Source organism: Kocuria sp. KH4 (assembly GCF_053711175.1).
In genome coordinates this window covers 1-19,210 of record NZ_JBSJYX010000007.1, presented here as the reverse complement: position 1 = coordinate 19,210, position 19,210 = coordinate 1, and the positions used below count along the sequence as shown (strand labels likewise).

The 19,210-nt window shown below is 73.8% G+C and carries 21 protein-coding genes and 1 pseudogene; 11 read left to right on the top strand and 11 right to left on the bottom strand.

From position 1 onward, the window contains the following. Positions 1-66: 66 nt before the first annotated feature. Positions 67-495: a riboflavin kinase gene (locus tag ACWCOM_RS07095; RefSeq protein ID WP_454548042.1), complete on the top strand. Its 429-nt coding sequence runs from the start codon at positions 67-69 to the stop codon at positions 493-495. Between the two features lie 461 nt (positions 496-956). Here ACWCOM_RS07095 and ACWCOM_RS07090 read toward each other — a convergent pair. Continuing rightward, positions 957-1,031 (bottom strand): annotated as a pseudogene (locus ACWCOM_RS07090) (hypothetical protein); the annotation flags it as partial. A 140-nt stretch (positions 1,032-1,171) separates the two neighbouring features. Here ACWCOM_RS07090 and ACWCOM_RS07085 point away from each other — a divergent pair. Together ACWCOM_RS07085 and ACWCOM_RS07080 are read left to right on the top strand one after the other, a co-directional pair. Then, positions 1,172-1,345 carry a TetR family transcriptional regulator gene (locus tag ACWCOM_RS07085; protein WP_454548041.1) on the top strand — a complete coding sequence of 58 codons (174 nt, stop codon included), beginning with the start codon at positions 1,172-1,174 and terminating at the stop codon, positions 1,343-1,345. A gap of 184 nt (positions 1,346-1,529) precedes the next feature. Beyond that, a complete protein-coding gene (locus ACWCOM_RS07080) occupies positions 1,530-1,835 on the top strand; it encodes a hypothetical protein (RefSeq protein ID WP_454548040.1) in 306 nt (101 codons plus the stop codon). An 83-nt stretch (positions 1,836-1,918) separates the two neighbouring features. Here the strand turns inward: ACWCOM_RS07080 and ACWCOM_RS07075 are convergent, their stop codons facing one another. Then, a complete protein-coding gene (locus tag ACWCOM_RS07075; protein ID WP_454548039.1) occupies positions 1,919-2,365 on the bottom strand; it encodes a nuclear transport factor 2 family protein in 447 nt (148 codons plus the stop codon). Positions 2,366-2,940: 575 nt separating this feature from the next. Between ACWCOM_RS07075 and ACWCOM_RS07070 the strand changes: the two genes are divergently transcribed. The 4 genes from ACWCOM_RS07070 to ACWCOM_RS07055 all read left to right on the top strand — a co-directional run bounded on the left by ACWCOM_RS07070 (position 2,941) and on the right by ACWCOM_RS07055 (position 6,637). Further along, positions 2,941-4,257, top strand: coding sequence for an ABC transporter substrate-binding protein (locus ACWCOM_RS07070; RefSeq protein WP_454548038.1), 1,317 nt, complete (start codon positions 2,941-2,943; stop codon positions 4,255-4,257). Positions 4,258-4,300: 43 nt separating this feature from the next. Further along, on the top strand, positions 4,301-5,170 hold the full coding sequence (locus ACWCOM_RS07065; RefSeq protein WP_454548184.1) for a carbohydrate ABC transporter permease: 870 nt from the start codon (positions 4,301-4,303) through the stop codon (positions 5,168-5,170). Then, a complete protein-coding gene (locus tag ACWCOM_RS07060; protein WP_454548037.1) occupies positions 5,167-6,012 on the top strand; it encodes a carbohydrate ABC transporter permease in 846 nt (281 codons plus the stop codon). Before ACWCOM_RS07065 ends, ACWCOM_RS07060 begins: the two co-directional genes overlap by 4 nt. A gap of 247 nt (positions 6,013-6,259) precedes the next feature. Next, on the top strand, positions 6,260-6,637 hold the full coding sequence (locus ACWCOM_RS07055) for a hypothetical protein (protein ID WP_454548036.1): 378 nt from the start codon (positions 6,260-6,262) through the stop codon (positions 6,635-6,637). Positions 6,638-6,762: 125 nt separating this feature from the next. Here ACWCOM_RS07055 and ACWCOM_RS07050 read toward each other — a convergent pair whose 3' ends face one another. Continuing rightward, the gene (locus ACWCOM_RS07050) at positions 6,763-7,842 is read right to left on the bottom strand and encodes a cation diffusion facilitator family transporter (protein WP_454548035.1); all 1,080 of its coding nucleotides are present in this window, start codon (positions 7,840-7,842) and stop codon (positions 6,763-6,765) included. Between the two features lie 56 nt (positions 7,843-7,898). Between ACWCOM_RS07050 and ACWCOM_RS07045 the strand changes: the two genes are divergently transcribed. Both ACWCOM_RS07045 and ACWCOM_RS07040 read left to right on the top strand, forming a co-directional pair. Further along, a complete protein-coding gene (locus ACWCOM_RS07045; protein WP_454548034.1) occupies positions 7,899-8,273 on the top strand; it encodes an ArsR/SmtB family transcription factor in 375 nt (124 codons plus the stop codon). Positions 8,274-8,387: 114 nt separating this feature from the next. Continuing rightward, positions 8,388-10,031: an alkaline phosphatase D family protein gene (locus tag ACWCOM_RS07040; protein ID WP_454548033.1), complete on the top strand. Its 1,644-nt coding sequence runs from the start codon at positions 8,388-8,390 to the stop codon at positions 10,029-10,031. Positions 10,032-10,080: 49 nt separating this feature from the next. On the opposite strand, the gene ACWCOM_RS07035 is transcribed toward ACWCOM_RS07040, so the two are convergent. The 7 genes from ACWCOM_RS07035 to ACWCOM_RS07005 all read right to left on the bottom strand — a co-directional run bounded on the left by ACWCOM_RS07035 (position 10,081) and on the right by ACWCOM_RS07005 (position 16,107). Beyond that, positions 10,081-10,911: an ABC transporter ATP-binding protein gene (locus tag ACWCOM_RS07035; RefSeq protein WP_454548032.1), complete on the bottom strand. Its 831-nt coding sequence runs from the start codon at positions 10,909-10,911 to the stop codon at positions 10,081-10,083. Then, positions 10,908-11,951, bottom strand: coding sequence for a FecCD family ABC transporter permease (locus ACWCOM_RS07030; RefSeq protein ID WP_454548031.1), 1,044 nt, complete (start codon positions 11,949-11,951; stop codon positions 10,908-10,910). Before ACWCOM_RS07030 ends, ACWCOM_RS07035 begins: the two co-directional genes overlap by 4 nt. Then, positions 11,948-12,991 (bottom strand): FecCD family ABC transporter permease, encoded by a 1,044-nt coding sequence (locus ACWCOM_RS07025; RefSeq protein WP_454548030.1) that lies wholly within the window; start codon positions 12,989-12,991, stop codon positions 11,948-11,950. Before ACWCOM_RS07025 ends, ACWCOM_RS07030 begins: the two co-directional genes overlap by 4 nt. Continuing rightward, positions 12,988-14,019, bottom strand: coding sequence for an iron-siderophore ABC transporter substrate-binding protein (locus tag ACWCOM_RS07020; RefSeq protein ID WP_454548029.1), 1,032 nt, complete (start codon positions 14,017-14,019; stop codon positions 12,988-12,990). Before ACWCOM_RS07020 ends, ACWCOM_RS07025 begins: the two co-directional genes overlap by 4 nt. 492 nt (positions 14,020-14,511) lie before the next feature. Further along, positions 14,512-15,123, bottom strand: a complete 612-nt coding sequence (locus tag ACWCOM_RS07015) for an iron transporter (RefSeq protein ID WP_454548028.1) — start codon at positions 15,121-15,123, stop codon at positions 14,512-14,514. Between the two features lie 71 nt (positions 15,124-15,194). Further along, positions 15,195-15,389, bottom strand: a complete 195-nt coding sequence (locus tag ACWCOM_RS07010) for an MbtH family NRPS accessory protein (protein WP_454548027.1) — start codon at positions 15,387-15,389, stop codon at positions 15,195-15,197. A gap of 64 nt (positions 15,390-15,453) precedes the next feature. Then, the gene (locus ACWCOM_RS07005) at positions 15,454-16,107 is read right to left on the bottom strand and encodes a hypothetical protein (protein WP_454548026.1); all 654 of its coding nucleotides are present in this window, start codon (positions 16,105-16,107) and stop codon (positions 15,454-15,456) included. Positions 16,108-16,464: 357 nt separating this feature from the next. On the opposite strand from ACWCOM_RS07005, the gene ACWCOM_RS07000 reads away from it, so the two are divergent. Next, positions 16,465-16,785, top strand: coding sequence for a DUF2218 domain-containing protein (locus ACWCOM_RS07000; protein ID WP_454548025.1), 321 nt, complete (start codon positions 16,465-16,467; stop codon positions 16,783-16,785). Between the two features lie 105 nt (positions 16,786-16,890). Beyond that, on the top strand, positions 16,891-18,057 hold the full coding sequence (locus ACWCOM_RS06995; RefSeq protein ID WP_454548024.1) for a glycosyltransferase family 4 protein: 1,167 nt from the start codon (positions 16,891-16,893) through the stop codon (positions 18,055-18,057). A 62-nt stretch (positions 18,058-18,119) separates the two neighbouring features. Here ACWCOM_RS06995 and ACWCOM_RS06990 read toward each other — a convergent pair whose 3' ends face one another. After that, complete coding sequence (locus ACWCOM_RS06990) at positions 18,120-18,854, bottom strand: GAF and ANTAR domain-containing protein (protein WP_454548023.1); 735 nt, start codon at positions 18,852-18,854, stop codon at positions 18,120-18,122. Positions 18,855-19,210: the final 356 nt, after the last annotated feature.

Sequence of the window (19,210 nt, the reverse complement as noted above, 5' to 3'; positions counted from 1 at the left end):
TGGTGCGGACCAGCCCTCGGGCCCGTCGCGCACCACGGCCCCCACCTCCCAGAAAGAGAGACAGCCATGACCGTGGTCGAAGGCATCGTCGAGCACGGGGACGCCCGGGGCCGGACCATCGGGTTCCCCACCGCCAACCTCGCGATCCGCGGGCCGGGAATCGTGGACGGGGTGTGGGCGGCGCCGGTGCGGGTCGACTCCCGGGCGTGGACGGTCGCGGCGGTGTCCGTCGGCCGGCGCCGGACCTTCTACACCGGGGAGGGCCCCCGGCTGCTCGAAGCCCACCTCCTGGACTTCACCGGCGACCTCTACGGGCGCACCCTGCGCGTCGAGCTGTCCGTCAAGCTGCGCGGCCAGCAGAGCTTCCCCTCCGTCGAGGCACTCGTGGAGCAGCTGCACCGCGACGTCGGGGCCACCCGCCGGTGGGCCGCCACCCACCGCCCCTGGCTGCTGGACCCCCGGAGGACCGGGACCGCTGAGGGGGTGCCGGCATGACCCGGCAGGCGCTCCCCGGGTGGGCCGTCCAGCGGGTGGCCAGTGTCCTCCAGGCCGACCGCGTGGCCGGACGACGCGTCCCGGACCCCGCGGACCTCGCCCGGCGCACCGGGCTGAGCAAGAGCCTGGCGCGGCGTTGCCGGGCACACCTGTCCGCATCGCCGTATGCCGCCACCGGTCCCCGCGTCCGGGACGCCCGCGGCACACCGTCGAGGACGTGACCGAGGGCGCGCCTCCGCTCGGGGCACCCCGCGTCCCCCAGCACTGCGGCCGCGGTGACGTGCGGAGTGCCCGGCGCTGCCCGCCGCCGGCCGCGGACCGCCGGCGTCAGACCTCGGGGACGTCCCACCCGTACTCCTCGAGGGTGACCGCAGCCGGCTCCGGTCCCCGCGGACCCCGGTGTCGAGGGCGTCGATGGCCGCCAGTTCCCGGGCGGTGAGGTCGACGTCGAACACGGAGATGTTTTCCGCGATCCGCTCGGCGTGCACCGACTTGGGGAGCACCCACCGCCCCTGCTGCAGGTGCCAGCGCAGCATGACCTGGGCCGCGCTCCTGCCGTGGGCGTCGGCGATGCCCGACAGCACCGGCTCGTCCAAGGTGCTCCTGCGGCCCTCACCCCACTGGTACGAGGCCAGCAGGCAACCGGATACAAGGAATCCACTTATGGACTGGGGGCATGACGGACCAGACACTGCGCAGGGACGCCGCCCGCAATCGTGAGCGCCTCGTCGCGGCCGGTCGGGAGCTGTTCGCCCAGCGCGGGCTGGGCGCCACGCTCAACGACGTGGCACGCCACGCCGGGGTGGGGTGGGCACGGCCCGTCGGCGGTTCGCGAACAAGGAGGAGCTGATCGAGGCGATCTGGCAGCAGCAGGTCGACGAGCTGGAGACGATCCTGCGTGCGGCGCTGGCGGCCCCGGACCCGTGGGAGGGGCTGGTGGTCTCCCTCGAGCGCTCCCTGGCGGCCCAGGCCGGGGACCGGGGCATGGGGGAGGTGCTGGCCGGGCGCACGTGGCCGGACTACTACGACCGGCAGTGCGACCGGCTGACCCCCTGGTCGACCAGGTCGCCGACCGGGCCCGCAAGGCCGGGGCGCTGCGCGCCGACGTCACCGGCGCCGACCTGGTCCTCCTGCAGATCGCGCTGACCACCGTCTCGGGCACGGTCCGGGACGGGACGGTGCCCGACGGGCGGGAGGAGGCCGATCAGCTGTACCGCCGCTATCCGGGGATCGTGCTGGACGGACTGCGGGCCTCGGCGAGCGGGCCGTCGGAGCTGCCCGTGGCGGCGCTGACCACCCCCGAGGCCCATGCGCTCCTGCGGCCCCGCGCCCACGACTGAGGCGCCGCCCCTCCGGCGAGGACCACGAGGGAGCCGTGCAGGGCGCCCCGCCGGGTGGGCCCACGACGCGCGCCGGACGGGACCTATCCCTGGTGCTCCTCGTCGCCGAGCTGGCGCCGGATGTCGTCCACGTCGCAGTAGCGGTGCTCCTCCATGATCTCGCCCTGGGGCCCGAACCGGCAGAACAGGGCCACCGTGAAGTGCAGCGGCCGCCCCGTCGGCGGCCGCGTCCCGGTGGCCAGGACGAGCGGCCCGGCGTGCACCCCGCGGACCGCCACCTGCGCCGCCGCGCCGTCCCGGTCGACGACGGCGCGGTGCAGCTCCGCGCTCGCGTCGGGCAGGGCGACCAGGTAGGCCCGGATGTCGTCCTGGATCGGTTTGCGCCCCCGCAGCGGCTGGCGGTAGGAGGAATGCGCGACGCAGGCGTCCCGCCCGTAGAGGGCGGCCACGCCCACGGCGTCGTGGGCGTTGAAGGACGCCACCCACCGGTCGAGGACGTCCCGGTGCTGATCGGCTGTTGCGGTGCTCACGATGTGTGTTCCTGTCCCGAGGTCCGGCCCGATGCGGGGTGCTCTCCGAGCGTAGGAGCCCTCCGCCGGGTCCTCGATCGCCGCACCGGATGTTCTCCGGATCGACGTCTGGACGACACGTCCCGCCGGCGTCGTGACGTCGAGATGACGGGATGTCCGGCCCGACGACCGTGTGGGGAGCACCGGCAGTGCACCCGGACCCCGGTGTCCCGGACCAGGACCGGTCCCGCCGGCTCCGGTCCGCGGCGGGGATGCGGCGGAAGCGGTTGTCGGAGTCGGGCCCTAGACTCCGGTCCACGTGCTGGGACCGGTGGTGCCCCCGGCCTGCCGCCTCCGGAAGGAGGCGTCGGCCCGGAAGGTGCCGTCGCCGTCGGCGTGCGGAACGGCGCTGTCCTGGCCGCCCGTGTGCCGGCGCGTTCCCTCGCCACGCGTGGGGCGTGCGCTGACGGTCATGGCACCGGCAGCGCCAGTGGTGGGTCCTGGACCCGGTTGCTGGGCAGTGGCCCTAGGGTGGTGCTCGTGGTGCGTCGAGGCCGGCTGTGGTCTCGTTCCCTGCTTCCGATTGGAGCCCTGATATGCCCCTCCGCAACAGATCCCTGAAGCTGGCCGTGGGCCTGACCGCCGCGGTGACGGTCCTGTCCGGGTGCGGCGCCGGTTCCCGCGTGGCCGAGAGCGGTGGCGGGGAGGACGTCTCCTGCGACATCGAGATCCCGGAGGGGGACACCGCGGTCGATGTGCTGGCCTACAACTCCTCGGCGATCGACCCGTTCACCAACACGATGGTCTCCAGCTGCACCCAGGACGGGCTGACCCTGAAGCACGATCCCATCGACTTCGCCGGTCAGGTCCAGCGCACCCAGGCCACACTGGCCGGGGACTCGGGCACCTTCGACATCGTGGAGACCTACGGGTTCGTGATCCCCACCTACGCGGCCGAGGGCAAGCTGCTGCCGCTGAACGACCTGTTCGAGAAGTACGAGGAGCAGTACGGGCTGGACGGGCTCAACGAGCAGATGCTCGAGGCGATGTCCTACGACGGTGAGCTCTACGCCCTGCCGATGCAGGCGCAGGTCTTCGTCATGGCCTACCGCGAGGACATCTTCGAGGACCTGGGGCTGCAGGCCCCCACCACGTTCGCGGAACTGCGCGAGGCTGCCGAGGCGATCCAGGAGGCCGGGGTGATGGAGCACCCCGTGGCCCTGCCGTGGCTGGCGAGCTCGGACATCGTCACCGCCTACGACGCGGCCCTGGGCTCGCTGGGCACCGACTTCGTGGATCACGAGGCCGGCCGGGCGAACTTCGACTCCCCGGCCGCCACCCAGGCGTTCGAGGAGCTGGAGTCGCTGCTGCCCTACATGGACCCGCAGGTCACGACCTTCGACCAGCCGGCGGTGCAGCAGCAGATGTACAACGGGGACGCGGCGATCTCCATCATGTTCTCCGGGCGGATGAGCGACCTCACCAACCCGGACAACTCCCAGTACGCGGAGCAGATCGGTTTCGCCGCACCGCCGGCGGTCGAGGCCGGCGGCAAGCAGTACAGCGCCCTGTCCGTGGACGGCTGGTCGATCCCGGCCAACACCGAGGTGGACCCCGACCTGCTGTTCCAGCTGATGGCCGTCTCGGTCGGCCAGGAGGCCTCCGAGGCCGCGGTCCCGGCCGCCTACCCCGCCCGGGAGGGGGTCGTCACCCCCGAGAACTCGCCCTACGCCGACGCCGCCAACGACGCGATCAACAACGCCCCGCCCGCCGAGCCCTACCCCTACACCTCGCTGATCAGCAACGAGATCACCCCGGTGGTGGCCGAGGTGCTCACCGGCGGCGCCGAGCCGCAGGACGCCACCGGGCGCATGCAGGACGCCGCGCAGCGCATCCTGCAGGACACCCGGTGAGGCCCTCCGGTCGGGGTGCGCCCGGCGCCGGGTGCCGGCCGTGATGCGCCGACGCGAGTTCTACGGCCTGGTGGGTCCCAGCGCGGCGGTGATGGTGGGGCTGCTCGTCGTCCCGCTGTACCTGACGGTGAAGTGGAGCTTCCAGGACGTCGACTACGGCTCCGCCGGGGAGTTCGTGGGCTGGGACAACTACGCCCAGGCGTTCACGGACCCCCGGTTCGGCCGGGCGCTGGTGTTCACCGCCGGGCTCACCGTGGTGGTCACCGCCGTGCTGCTGGTGGCCGGTTACGTGCTGGCGGCCGCGGTCAACCGGCTGGGCCGGATGCGCCCGGTGGTCCTGGGGATCCTGCTGATCTCCTACGTCATCCCCAACGTGGTGGGCGCCACCATGTTCTCCTGGCTGTTCGACCAGAACTTCGGCGGCGTGGTGAACCTGGCCCTGAGCTGGCTGACCGGGGAGGAGGTGCTGTGGTACGTGCAGACCTGGCCCAACCGCATCATGGTGGCGCTGAACGTGATCTGGTCCATGCTGCCCTTCGCCACGCTCATCCTGCTGGCCGGGCTCCAGGGGGTGCCCCGTGACGTCCTGGAGGCCGCGCAGCTGGACGGTGCGGGTCCGCTCCGCACGCACTGGAGCATCATCGTCCCGTCCATCCGCGGGGTGATCGGCTTCGTCGGGCTGATCTCGATCATGGACATCCTGCGGGTCTTCGACAACCTCGTGCCGCTGTCCCCGCAGGCGGTGCAGCTGGGCAACGAATCCGTGATGCTCTACATCTTCAACATCGCCTTCCGCGACGGGGGGCAGGACCTCGGCCTGGGCAGCGCCCTGTCGGTGCTGACCATCGTCGTCATCCTGGTGATGCTCTACCCGTTCCTGCGCGACGTCGTCCGGGAGGCGAGGCAAGCATGAGAACTCCTGCCCGCCGACCCCTGGCCCGCACCGGGCTGGGCCCGATCGGCGCCGTGCTCCTGACCCTGGTGTGCGTGCTGATGCTGCTGCCGGTGCTGTGGACCGTCCTGTCCGTCACCAAGCCCACCAGCGTGGCCTTCGTGAACCCCCCGGTGCTGACCTACGCGCCCACCCTCGAGGCCTTCGCCGATCTGTGGCAGACCACGTACTTCTACCGGTACCTGCTCAACACGTTCGTGGTGGCCGTGGTCAGCACGCTCGTGGCCCTGGTGCTGGGCATCCCGGCCGCCTACGCCCTGTCGCGCTTTCCCGGGTGGGTGTCCATCGCGCTGCTCCTGCTGGCGCTGGTGTTCCGGTCCCTGCCCCGGTTCGCCATCGTGCTCCCGATGTACGACATCTCCCGCAGCCTGGGCATCTACGACACCCGGTTCGTGCTGGCGATGGCCCTGGTGGCGATCAACCAGCCCTTCACGATCTGGCTGCTGCGCAACTTCTTCGCCGCGATCCCGCGCGAGCTCGACGAGGCGGCGATGCTGGACGGATGCCGGCGCCACCAGATCCTGACCAGGATCATGGTGCCCCTGCTGGGGCCGGGAATCCTCACCGCGGCGATCTTCGTGTTCTTCTTCGCCTTCCAGGAGTACCTGACCGCCGTGGTGCTCACGAACACCGAGGCCGGCACGGTGCCGGTGTTCGTCGCCACCCAGCTCGGGCAGACCCTGCCGATGCTGCAGCAGGCCGGCGCGGCCGCCGTGCTGCTGACCATCCCGGTGATGCTCTTCGCCTTCGTCGCCCAGCGCTACCTGGTGGCCGGGCTCAGCTCCGGCTCCGTGCGCGGCTGAGACGGACCTGCGGCGCCCGGCGGGCCCGGCGGTGGGCGCCCACCGCCGGGCCCGCCGCGCGTCGGCCTCGGCCCGGCACCGGTCGAGGACCGGCGCCACGATCCCGACGGCAGGGGCGGGGCGGGCCGGTCACGTGGTGCGGGCCCGTGCGTTAAGGCATGTTGCTCGGCGGCGAGCCGGCCGGGTGCTCCACGCCATAGGGTGGCCCTCATCAGTACCGCCGCTCGAAGTTGGGGAGTTGACGGCAATGGCGCCGAAGACCGTTTTTCTGGCCTTCGCGGAGCAGGACGAGCTGTTCCGCGATCTGTTCACCACCCAGTGGGCCCGGGCGGGGGACCAGGCCCGGATCCTGGACGCCCCCGGCGACGGGACGTGCCCGGGGGCGTGGAAGAAGGACGTGCGGGAGCGGATCCGCGACTGCGACGGGGTGATCGCGCTGATCGGCGGCTGCACACCGGGCTCGGCCGAGGCGCTGTGGCAGATCCGGTGCGCGGTGGACGCGGGCAAGCCGCTGCTGGGCCTGTGGGTGGAGGCCGGGCACCGGGCGAAGCCGGTGGAGATGGGTCCGGCGCGCTGCGAGTCCTGGACCTGGGAGAACGTCGGGAACTTCATCGACCGGCTGTGACCCGCGGCCCGGCCGTCGGCGGGGGCTCCGCCGCCCGGGCCGTCCGGGATCGACGGCGTGCCGCCGTCACCGTGCCGCCGGGTCCGGGAGCCGCCGCACGCGGAGGGCCCGGGCGGGCGGAGGGCTCAGGGGGCCGTGGTCTCCGTCCGGGCGGGGGTGACGTGGACGGTGGCCTGCTGCAGATGGGGCACATGGTGGCGCAGATGCTCGGCGACGGTGCGGGCGAGGTCGTGGCCGGCGCGGACGCTGAGGGTGCCGTCCACGGCGATGCCCACCTCGGCCTCCAGGCGGTGCCCGCTCCACCGGGCCCGGGCCCGGCCCGCCGAGGCCACGCCGGGCACGACCGCGGCCTCGTGCTCGATGAGGTCCAAGGTCCCGGCATCGACCCCGTCCATGAGCCGGCGCACGACCGTGCGCATCGAACCGACCAGCACCGCGGTGATCACCGCGGCGATGACCAGGCCGACGACCGGATCCACCCACGGGAGCCCCAGCCAGGCGCCGACGACGCCGAGCACCACGGCGAGGGAGGTCAGGGCGTCGGTGCGGGCGTGCTGGCCCTCGGCGACCAGAGCGGCCGAGCCGATGCGGCGCCCGGCCCGAATGCGGTAGCGGGCCACGACCTCGTTGCCGGTGGCCCCGACGAGGGCGGCGGCCAGGACCCAGCCCAGGTGGGTCATGTCCTGCCGGGTGCTCAGCGCCCGCAGCGATTCCCAGACGATGAGCACGGCCGAGACGGCGATGACGGCCCCGATGAGCAGGCCGACCAGGTCCTCGGCGCGCCGGAATCCGTAGCTGTAGCTCCGGGTGGGGGGCCGGCGGCCGAGGCGGAAGGCGATGATCAGCGGGATCGTCGTGGCGAGGTGCCCGAGGTTGTGCACGGTGTCGGCGAGCAGGGCGACCGACCCGCTGAGCCAGACGATGACGATCTGCAGCAGCGCCGTGGTCCCCATCCCGGCGAGGCTGAACCAGGCGGCGCGGATGCCGATGGAGCTGGCCTGCTCGGCGGACCGGATCGCCTCGGTGTGGTCGTGGCTGTGCGGGACCAGGGCGTGCTTGAGCCGGGCCCAGCCGCCGTGGTGCGCGTGCCCCTCGCCGTGGTCGTGACCGTGGTCGTGACCGTGGTCGTGACCGTGGTCGTCACCGTGGCTGTGGGCGTGGGCGTGGCTGTGGTCGTGGGGGTGGGCCGACCGGGCGGGTGTCATCGTGCCAGCGTATCTACGTAGATACGCAGGTACAACTGCGTGGGTAGGATGATCCCGTGCACGACGAGCTGGTCCACCCCGCCCCCGACGACGAGCATGCCCGGATCGCCGCGGAGACCTTCCGCATGCTCTCCGACCCGACGCGGGTGAAGATCCTCTGGGCGCTGTTCCAGGGCGAGTCCAGCGTCAACGCCCTGGCCGCACTGGTCGGCGCCGCCCCCACCGCGGTGAGCCAGCACCTGGCCAAGCTGCGCCTGGCCGGACTGGTCGAGAGCCGGCGGCAGGGCACCTTCGCCTACTACTGGGCCACCGACCCGCACGTGGAGCGCCTGCTGTCCGAGGCGCTCTCGCACGCCGAGCACCGCACCGGTGCGGCCCCGGCCGACACTCCCCGCGGCCACCGCGCTGCCGGCGCGGCCCGCACCCCCTGAACCCCGCGGGCCACGGGAGGTCCCGGCGGCCGTCCCGTCGGCTTTCTGCACCGGTCGACGGAACGTCGCCGGACGTTCAACCCCGGGTCAGACGGGGGCCGCAGGATCGGGGGCATGGCTACCTTCTCCCGCCGAGGACTGCTCCAGGGGTCCCTCGCGTCCACCGCCCTGACCGTCGCCGCCACGACCGCGGCCTCCGCCGCCGGCCCCGCGGTGCCGGCCCGTCCGTCGTCCCCGGGCCTGGTGCGCCGGCGCCTGCACCTGCCCAGCGGCATCGCCACCGGCGACGTGACGTCCTCGTCGGCGATCCTGTGGTCTCGCACGGACGGCACGGGCCGCATGGTGGCGCGCCTGCGCGCCGTGGACGCCGAGGGCGCGCCCGTCCGCGGCCGCGGCGGGTTCGAGCGGACCCTGACCTCCGGGTGGGTGGGCGAGGCGACCGACCACACCGTCAAGATCGGCGCCACGGATCTCCCCGCGGGCACGCGCTTCGCCCTCGAGGTGCGCTTCGAGGACGAGGAGGGCGTGCTCTCCGACGTCCACCACGGCACGTTCCGGACCGCGCCGGGCGGCCGGGGACGGGGCGGTGCCGGCGGGCACGGCGCGGGTCGCCGCGGCCAGTCCTTCGTGTGGACGGGCGACACCGCCGGCCAGGGCTGGGGCATCAACCCCGACATCGGCGGGATGTACACCTACCGCGCGATGCACGACCTGGACCCGGACTTCTTCATCCACTCCGGGGACACCATCTACGCCGACGGGCCGATCCAGGCGGAGGTCACCGAGGCGGACGGACGCGTCTGGCGCAACGTGGTGACGGAGGGCGTCACCAAGGTCGCCGAGACCCAGGAGGAGTACCGGGCCCGCCACCGGTACAACCTCATGGACGAGAACGTGCGGGCGATGTACGCCCACGTGCCCGTGGTGGCCCAGTGGGACGACCACGAGACCACCAACAACTGGTGGGCCGGGGAGATCCTCGACGACGACCGCTACACCGTGCGCGACGTCAACACCCTGGCCGCCCGCGGACGCCGGGCCTGGCAGGAGTACCAGCCGCTGGGCGAGGCCCGTGCGCTGCGCCCGGGCACCACCGGCTTCGAGGACCAGCGCATCTACCGCCGGCTGGAGCGCGGCCCGCAGCTGGACGTCTTCTGCCTCGACATGCGCACGTACAAGGGTGAGAACACCGCCGGCACGGAGGAGAAGGCCACGCCCCTGCTGGGGGAGGAGCAGGTGCAGTGGCTCGTCCAGGGCGTGACGTCATCGCGCGCCACCTGGAAGGTGATCGCCGCCGACCTCCCCCTGGGTGTGGTCGTCCCCGACGGGAAGGCCCAGGAGTCGATCAGCAACGCCGACGACGGGGCTCCGCTGGGCCGCGAGCTCGAGCTGGCCCGCGTGCTCAAGGCCTTCAAGGACGCCGGGGTGCGCAACGTCGTGTGGGTGACCGCGGACGTCCACTACTGCGCCGCCCACCACTACGCGCCCGAGCGGGCGGCCTTCACCGACTTCGACGAGTTCTGGGAGTTCGTGGCCGGGCCGATCAACGCCGGCACGTTCGGGCCCAACGAGCTGGACGGCACCTTCGGCCCGCACCAGGTCTTCGCCAAGGCCGGTCCCACCGGGGGTTCGCCGCGCGACGGCCGGTTCCAGTTCTTCGGCCACGCACAGCTGGACGGGGACGACGTCCTCACCGTGAGCCTGCGCGACGGTCTCGGCCGCACGGTCTTCAGCAAGGAGCTGCTCCCGCAGCGCTGAGCCCGCGCCCGCCGACGGCGGGGGGGCGGCCGGCGCGTCGTGCCGGGATTCACGGGCTCCCGCTGTCGGCGAGGACGGGTGCCGTGCTGTGGTGGCGCCCGATCGGGAGCATGAGCGGTCGGCCGGAGGTGGGGTCGGTGATGACCTGGTTCTCGAGGCCGAAGACGGCCCGGACGGTGTCCTCGGTGAGCACGTCGTCGGGGTGCCCGGCGGCGTGCAGCCGGCCGGCGCTGAGGGCGATGAGGTGGTCGGCGTAGCGGGCGGCGAGGTTGAGGTCGTGGAGGACCATCACGATGGTGGTGCCGCGGGCGCGGTTGAGGTCGGTGAGCAGGTCGAGGACCTCGACCTGGTGGCTGACGTCGAGGAAGGTCGTGGGTTCGTCCAGCAGCAGCAGATCGGTCTGCTGGGCCAGGGCCATGGCGATCCACACGCGCTGGCGCTGGCCGCCGGAGAGCTCGTCGACGGGGCGTTCGGCCAGCGCGGCGGTGCCGGTGGCGTCCAGGGCGGCGGCGACGGCGTCGTCGTCGGCGGTGTTCCAGCGGGAGAGGATGCCCTGGTGCGGGTGGCGGCCGCGGCCGACGAGGTCGGCGACGGTGATGCCCTCCGGCGCGACGGGGGACTGCGGGAGCAGCCCGAGGGTGCGGGCCAGCTGCTTGGCCGGCATCCGGTGCACGTCCTTGCCGTCGAGCACCACGCGTCCGGTGCGCGGGGTCAGCAGCCGGGAGAGGGAGCGCAGGAGCGTGGACTTGCCGCAGGCGTTCGGCCCCACGATGGCGGTGACCCGGCCCGGCGGGACGCGCAGGTCGAGGTGGTCGATGACGGTGCGGTCGCCGTAGCCGAGGCTCAGGTCCTCGACGTGCAGGGTGTGGGTGGTGGTCACAGGGATCCTCCCGCGCGGTTGGTGCGGATGAGCAGGTAGACGAGGTACGGGGCCCCGAGCACTCCGGTGACGACCCCGACGGGGTAGCGGGCGCCGAAGGCGAACTGGCCGGTGAAGTCGGCCACGAGCACCAGCAGCGCCCCGACCAGGGCCGAGGGCACCAGCAGCGAGGTGCCGGGCCCGACGACGCGGGCGGCGATGGGCCCGGAGAGGAACGCGACGAAGGCGATGGGCCCGGCCGCGGCGGTGGCGAAGGCGATCAGGCCCACCGCGGTGACGATGACGATCAGGCGGGTGCGTTCCACGCGCACGCCCAGGGCCGCGGCCGTGTCCTCGCCCAGCTGGGTCATCGACAGGTTCCGGGCCTGGCTCAGCAGCACCGGGGCCAGGACGAGCAGGGCGGTCAGGACGGGGGTGACCTGCCCCCAGGAGGTGCCGTTGAGGCTGCCGGTGAGCCAGCGCATGGCCTCCTGGAGGTCCCACTGGGCGGCCTGGGTGAGGACGTAGGCGGTGATGCTGTCGAGCATCGCGGCGATGCCGATGCCGATCAGGATCAGCCGGGTGCCCGCGACGCCGTCCTGGTAGGCCAGCAGGTAGATCAGCAGCGCGACGGCCAGGCCGGCGGCGATCGCGAACACCGACACGGCGGTGGCCCCCAGGGAGAGGGTGACGATGGCGAAGGCGGCGGCGGCACTGGCTCCGGCGCTGATGCCGATGATGTCGGGGCTGGCCAGCGGATTGCGCAGCATGGTCTGGAAGGTCACGCCGCCCAGTCCGAAGCACAGCCCGACGAGCAGGGCCAGTGCGGCCCGGGGCAGCCGCAGGCGCCCCACGGTGAAGGTGGCCCCGGCCACCTCCTCCCCGAGGACCACTCGAAGGACCTGCTGGGGGGTGTAGAAGGTCTGCCCGGCCATCAGGGTCAGGGCCAGCACAGCGAGGATCAGCAGGACCAGGACGAGGTTCACGGTGCGGTACCGGCGGGTGAGGCGCGTGCGGTGGTGGGCCACGGTGCGGCTCGTGGCGGTCGGCTGGGCGGTCACAGGGCGCGGACCTTCTGTCGGCGGACGATGTGGATGAAGACGGGGGCGCCGATCAGGGCGGTGACGATGCCCACGTCGATCTCGGCCGGGCGCGCGACGATCCGGCCGAGGACGTCGGCCGCAGTGAGCAGGGCCGCGCCGGCGAGGGCCGAGTAGGGCAGCAGCCACCGGTGGTCCACCCCGACGACGAGCCGGCAGGCGTGGGGCACGACCAGGCCCACGAAGCCGATGGGCCCGGTCACCGCGGTCGCGGCTCCGCACAGCACGACGGCCCCGAGGGCGGCGGTGGCCCGGGCGGTGGCCACGCGCACGCCCAGTCCCGCCGCGAGGTCGTCGCCGAGGGCCAGAGAGTTCAGTCCGCGGGCCGAGAGCAGGCAGACGAGGAACCCGGCGGCGAGGAAGGGCAGGACCTGCTGGATGCTCGCGAGGTTCCCGCCGCCCACGCCGCCGATCTGCCACGAGCGCACGCCGTCGGTGATGTCGTTGCGCCCGAGCACGACGGCGCTGATCAGCGAGGTCAGCGCCGCCGAGGTCGCGGCCCCGGCCAGGGCCAGCTTCAGCGGGGTGGCGCCGCCGCGCCCCAGTGAGCCGATGGTGTAGACCAGCACGGCGGTGAGGGCGGCGCCGACGATCGCGGTCCAGATGAAGCCGGTGGCGGTGGTCAGGCCGAAGAAGGCGATGCCGGTGACCACGGCCAGGGACGCCCCGGTGTTCACGCCCAGGATGCCCGGGTCGGCCAGGGGGTTGCGGGTGACCCCCTGCATGACCGCCCCGGACACGGCCAGGGCGGCGCCGACGAGGAGCGCCAGCACGGTGCGGGGGACGCGCTTGGCCACGGCGGCCTGGTCGAAGCCCTCGGTCGAGCCGCCCAGGGCGGCGACGACGTCGGCGGGCGAGACGTCCCGGGATCCGACGGTGACCGAGGCGACCACGAGGGCGGCCAGGACACCGAGCAGCACCAGGGTCCAGCCGACAGGCACCGCCGGTGGCCGCCCCGCAGCGGGGGCGGCCACCGGCGGTGCGGTGCGGGTGTCGGTCACGGCGCCTGGTCGGCGGCGGTCTCGAGCAGGGACAGGTAGTCCTCCAGCACCCAGGAGATCGACAGCGGCGTCGGATTCGCCGCGGTGCCGATCGGGTTGTCCCCGGGCAGGTTGACCACCGCGTCGTTGGCCACCGCCGGCATCTGGGACAGCAGCGGGTCCTCCTTCAGGGCGGCGACCAGCTCGTCCCCGCCGTAGGTCACGATGACGTCGACGTCGTTGAAGGCGTCGGCCTGCTCGGCGCTCTGGGTCAGGGAGAACTGGTCGGTGGCCGCCGAGGCCTCGGCGACGCTGTCCGGTGTGGTCAGCCCCAGGTCCTCGAAGAACATGGCCCGGGTGTCGTGGGTGGTGTAGAAGCTGACCTCGCTCAGATCCGTGCTGTCCACGTGGGTGAGGAACATCGCCGACGTGTCCTGGACCTGCGGGTGCTCGGCGACCGTGTCCGTGATCTCCTGCTCCAGGTCGGTGATCAGCTGCTCGCCCTCCTCGGCCAGTCCCAGCGCCTGGCTGTTGAGCTCGATCATCTCCCGCCAGGGAGTGCCCCAGGCGGTCTCCGGATAGGCCACCACCGGGGCGATCTCGCTGAGGGTGTCGTAGTCCTCCTGGGTCAGCCCCGAGTACGCCGCAAGGATCACGTCGGGCCGGGTGTCGGCGACGGCCTCGAAGTCGATGCCGTCGGTCTCGTCGAACAGCACCGGGGTCTCCGCGCCGAGCTCCTCGAGCTTCTCGTCGACCCACGGCAGCACCCCGTCGCCGTCGTCGTCGCCGAAGTTCGCCGCCGCCATCCCGACCGGGACCACGCCGAGGGCCAGCGGCACCTCGTGGTTGGCCCAGTTCACCGTGGCCACCCGCTCCGGCTTCTCCTCGATGGTCGTGGTGCCGAGGGCGTGCTCGATGGTGACCGGGGTCCAGTCCCCGCCCGCCGAGGTCTCCTCGGTCGGTGCGGACGACGAGGCCGAGCAGCCGGCGACGCCGAGGGTGAGCAGGGCGGCCGTGGAGAGCGTGAGGAGTCTGGCAGGGCGAGGCATGGTGGCCTTTCGGAGTGGAGGCGTGCCGGGCAGGGCAGGCACGGCGGCGTGGGGAGCGGGCGGTCCGGGGACCGCAGGCGAGGGACCGGCGGATCGGCGTCGACCGTGCCGGGTCCCGTCGGCCGCACCGGCCAGACGGGCCCCACCGGAGGAGGCCGCTCCGAGCGCGGACCTGCGCCATCGACGGGGTGGCTCGAGTGCGGGTCCGGGGCACCGGGGGCGACCGGCCGGCACCAGAAAGCCGCCCGGATCACGGGCGGCCCGGGCCGGACAGCCCGGCGGGACGAAGGTAAGGATGCCCTTACTTCGGGTGAACTGTAACACGGCCACGAGGCATTAGCGTACGCACCCGTGCGCTAATGAGCGGGGGCCGGTGCGGGGCTCGTGCGGCGCCGCCACGACGGGTGGGGAGCGCTGCCACCGGAGCCGTCCGCGCTGGTCCCGGTGCCCGACGGCCCGACCGCCCTGCTCCCGCCGGACGGCAGGACGTGCTCATGCCGCCGGTTCCAGGCGGACGTTCTCGAAGGTGACGGTCGCCGGCTCCAGCAGCGTCAGCTCCTCGGGGCTCTCCCCGTGCCGGGGGGAGGGCGGGGGCTGCAGGGTCGCGCGCAGCGTGTACTCGCCGGCCTCGGGAACGCTGAAGTTGTGCGCGTAGTGGAAGAACTCGGCGTGGAAGAACATGAGGTCCTGCTCGTCGACGACCTCCCCGGCCTCGTCGAGGACCTCCAGGCGGACGGGCACGTCGGGAACGATGCGGCCGGTGGCGGCGTCCATCGGGATGATCTCGAGGTGGTGGGTCTCGCCCGCGGCCGGTTCGCGCGGGTTCGGCTCCCCGCCGGTGGGCTCGAACCAGGCCTCGGCGGGCTCGACGATGTAGGCCACCTCCCAGTCCCCGGAGGTGGTGCGGCCGCCCTCGGCCTCGACTTCCGCGTCCAGCACGGTGTACTGGGTGACGACGCCCTGGGCGATCTCCGCCCCCGAGGTGGCCGTGGTGCTTCCCGCGGTGGTTCCGGGGGCAGGGGGCGGCGGGTCCCCGGTGCCGCAGCCGGCCAGCAGCAGTGCGGTCAGGGCTGCGGTGACGGCGATCGGTGCGTGCTGGGACATGGTCCTGACTTCCTGTGTCGGCGGAGGGGACGGGTCGGCGGGTGGGACGGGTCGGTGCTGCGCGCCGCGGCTCAGCGGAGGTCGTCGCCGAGGACGGCCTCGTGCCGGAGGCTGTCGAGACAGCTCTGCGCCTCCGGGCGCGGTGCGGGGCACCGGGACGTGGTCCAGCCGAAGGGCACCGGCAGGGCGGCCGGCCACAGGCTGGGATGGCCGTGGCCGTCGAGCACCACGCGCATCTCGGCGTGGGGGTCGTCGAACGGGTTCATGGTGCTCCTGGGGCTCGATCGGATCGGGACGACGATCGCCGGGTCGCCGTGGCGGTGGGCCCGCTCAGGCGCCCTGATCGGGGCCGACGCCCCCGGGCGGGGACGGCGCGAGGCGCGGCGTGGAGGAAGAGCGCCGACGTGGAGGGGGACGGAAGGGCAGAACGACGCCGGTGGCGGGCGCAGCGGCGGTGGTGCGCTGGGCGCCGGCGGCCGGCTGCGGCGTGGTGGCGGAGGAGTGGTCGCGCGCGGCGGGGGTCCGTCGGGGCGGGAAGGCCGCGGGGCGGCGCTCGCGCACGGGGGCGGTGATCGGGACGGCGTGGGGCCGCGCCGGGGCGGAGCCGATGCTGTGCACCGGGCCGGGCGGCAGCGGCCCACCGGGGGCGGTCCAGGAGCGCTGCTCGGCGCGCAGCCGTTCCAGATCCTCCGCGTCGGTGCGGGTCATCGCCGCCGGCAGGGTGAAGCGCACCTGCCGGGAGGGGTGCCCGGTGTGCCCGGCGCGCGCCCGGTGGACGAGGACGTCCAGGGCGTCCGCCTCGGTGATCCGGGCTCCGGTGAGATCCACGACGACCCGGGTGGCCGGGGTCAGGGCCCGGGCCCGGCGGATCAGCGGGTGCAGGGTGGCCTGGGTGTCCAGGGTGAGCGGGCCGGTGACCACCAGGCGCACCTGCGTGCCGTCCAGGTCGATCAGCACGACCACGGAGACCTTGGCCGATCCCACGGCGGCTCCCTTCCTCGCTCCTGCGGTGTCCGGTCACGGCTGGACGACCCCCGGGGGCGCCGGGTGGCGAGGGCCAGCGCGCCCCGGGTGTCGTCCAGCCGCAACGGAGCCGCCCCGGGAGCCACGGCGTGGCCCCCGGTCGGGTGTTGCACGAGGCGGGTTAGGAAAGCCTTTCCTTCCTCGCTGTGGCAGACTGTAGCAGTCGAACCGGGATTAGCGAACACTTGCTTGACGTAATGGGGTCGTGGCGGTTCGGCGCCCCTGTTCCCGCCGTCCCTTTTCCCCCGCCCCTGCCGCACCCGCGCCCTCCTGCCGTCCCGGCGGCGTCGGCGCCGTCCACCACCGAGGAGACCGTCCATGACCACCCCTTCGCTGCGCACCGCCACCACGGACCACCGCGCCCACGCCACCGTGGCCACCGGGTCGGCGGCCCGGTACGCCAAGCAGCTCGCCTCCCACCTGGGGCGCAAGGCCGAGATCCGCGACGAGGCCGACGGCCCGCGGGTCGTCCTCGCCGTGGGCAGCTGCCTGCTCCTCGCCGGGGACCGCGCTCTGGAGCTGCGCGCCCGCTCCGCCACCCCGGACGGGCTCGAGCGGGTCCAGCAGGTGGTCGGGTCCCACCTGGAGCGCTTCGGGCAGCGCGAGGGGCTGTCCGTGGCGTGGTCGGACCCCGCCTGAGGCACCTCCGTCCCGCCGGTGCGGGACCGGGGCGCTCCCGTGCCGTGACCGTCGTCCGCCCGGGGCCGGGTGTGCCGGCGGCAGGCTGCCGCTAGGGTGGCGCGCATGGAGGACGCCGCGGCGACGGAGCCGCACCGGCAAGCACGCACCGTCCGGGCCGCGGGGCAGGCCCGGCGTTCTGTCTGCCTGTACACCCGCTCCGCGAACCCCTCCGGGATGGGCGTGCACATGCTGGACCTGGTCGAGGGTCTCGCCGGGAGCATGGACGTGACGGTGCTGTGCCGCACCAGCGAGCGCGCCCGGTGGCTCTTCGACGCCGCCGCCGACTGCGGGGCCCGCACCGTGGCGCTGCCCAGCCCCCACGACCCGGCCTACCCCGGGATCGTCAGCGGCTTCCTGGAGGCCCACCCGGTGGACGTCTTCCACTGCCACGCCGGGTGGGGCTGGGAGGACCCGGACGGGCTGCGGCTGGCACGGGCCGCCGGCGTCCCCGCCGTGGGCATCACCCACCACTACCCGTTCCTGCTCCACCGGCGTGCGAAGGCCGAGATGCTGGTCCGGAACACGTCGTACGCGCACTGGCGGATCGCGGTGTCCCAGGGGGTGCGGGACACCTACACCGCGCGGGGCGTGGGCGAGGAGCACTTCGTGACGGTGCCCAACGGGGTCCGGCCCCGCCGGGACCCTCCGGGACGCCGTGCCGCACGGACCGCGCTGGGCCTGCGGCCGGACGACCCGGTCGTGCTCTCGACGGGTCGGCTCACGCACATGAAGAGGCAGCGGCACCTCGTCGAGGCCGCGGCGCTGCTCGCCCCCGGCTGTCCGCGCCTGCACGTGGTGATCCTCGGGGACGGCGAGCTGCGCGAGGAGCTCGAAGCCCTGGTGGCCGCCCGCGGGCTGACCGGCACGGTGCACCTGCCCGGCCACCGGGCCGACGCGCGGATGCTGCTGGACGCCGCCGACGTCTTCGCCCTGCCCTCCCGCTCCGAGGGAATGCCGCTGGCCCTGCTGGAGGCGATGGAGGCCGGCCTGCCGGTGGTGGCCACCCGGGTCATCGGCTCGACGGAGGTCGTGGCCCATGGCCGGACCGGCATCCTCGTGCCGCCCGGGAGCCCGCACGAGCTGGCCGCGGCCGTGGCCCTGCTGCTGGGGGACCGCCGGCTGCGCGCGGCCTACGGTGCGGCCGGTCGCAGCCGGTACCTGGAGGAGTTCACCGTCGACGCCATGGTGCGGCGCACCCGGGCCGTCTACGAGCAGGCCCTGCGGGCCTGAGACAGGCCCCGGTGCGCGCCGCCGGCGGGCCGGGGAGGCCGGCTCCGCCCCGGCCCGGGGGGTCAGCGCTCGAAGTGGGTGGAGGCCGGTCCGCTGCTCACGGTGGCCACCAGCTCCGCGGCCAGCTCCCGCAGCTTGATGTTGCGGTGGCTGGAGGCGGTCTTGAGGATCGCGACGGCCTGCTCCTGGGGGCACCGGTTCTGGGCCATCACGATCCCGACGGCCAGGTCGATGGTGGTGCGCGAGGCCAGGGCCGCGGCGAGGTCCGCTTCGGCGTCGCGGTGGCGGGCCAGGCGCACGGCCAGGCGCAGCGCGCTGGAGGCCAGGCCCACCCGGTGGACGACGGCCCCGATGTCGGCCTCGCCGTAGGCGTGGGGCCGGCCGGAGTAGACGTTCAGCGCGGCCCTCGCCTCGTCGTCGAGCTCGAAGGGGACCCCGAGCACCGAGCCGATGCCGGCGGCGACGGCGGCGTCGGTGTAGCCGGGCCACCGGTCCTCGACGGTCACGTCCGGGACGTGGACCAGGGTGTGCGTCCGGGCGGCGGTCATGCACGGGCCGTCCCCGCAGGTGTACTGGATCTCGTCCAGGGCAGCGGCCCGGGGGTCGGAGGAGGCTACCGTGGCGGCCTTCTTCTCCCGCAGCAGCGTCACCGCGCACCACACCTCCTCGGGGCCGTGCGCGACGGTGGCGGCCATCGTCTGGGTGAACCGGGTGAGGAAAGCGGTGATGTCCGGGCTGTCCAGCAGCAGCTCGTGCATCAGGTCGCGGGCGGTTTCCCGCGTGCGGGGGTCAGTCATGTGTCGTGTTCCGTGGTGGTTCAGGGGCGCAGCACGCCGCGGCGGAGATCGCCAGGAGCATCTGCCGGCGATCTGGGGACGGTCCTTCCTGCGCTGCCGGGACCCGGTGGTGCGGGTTCCGGCCTCCCGCGGTGGGCGGGAGCGGGAGCAGGTGAGGTGCGGCGGCACGGGATGCCGCCCGGCAGCCGGCTGCTTGACCACCGAACGAAGATCTTAGTATCCCGCCGGGGCCCCGCCGCGCCCCGGACCACCCACCGCCGCGCATCCCCGGGGTCGGCCGTGATCCCGGCGGATGCCGGTGGCCGCGTCGGGGTGCCCCGCCCGCAGGGCGCACCGCCCCCCCCCCCCCCCCCCCC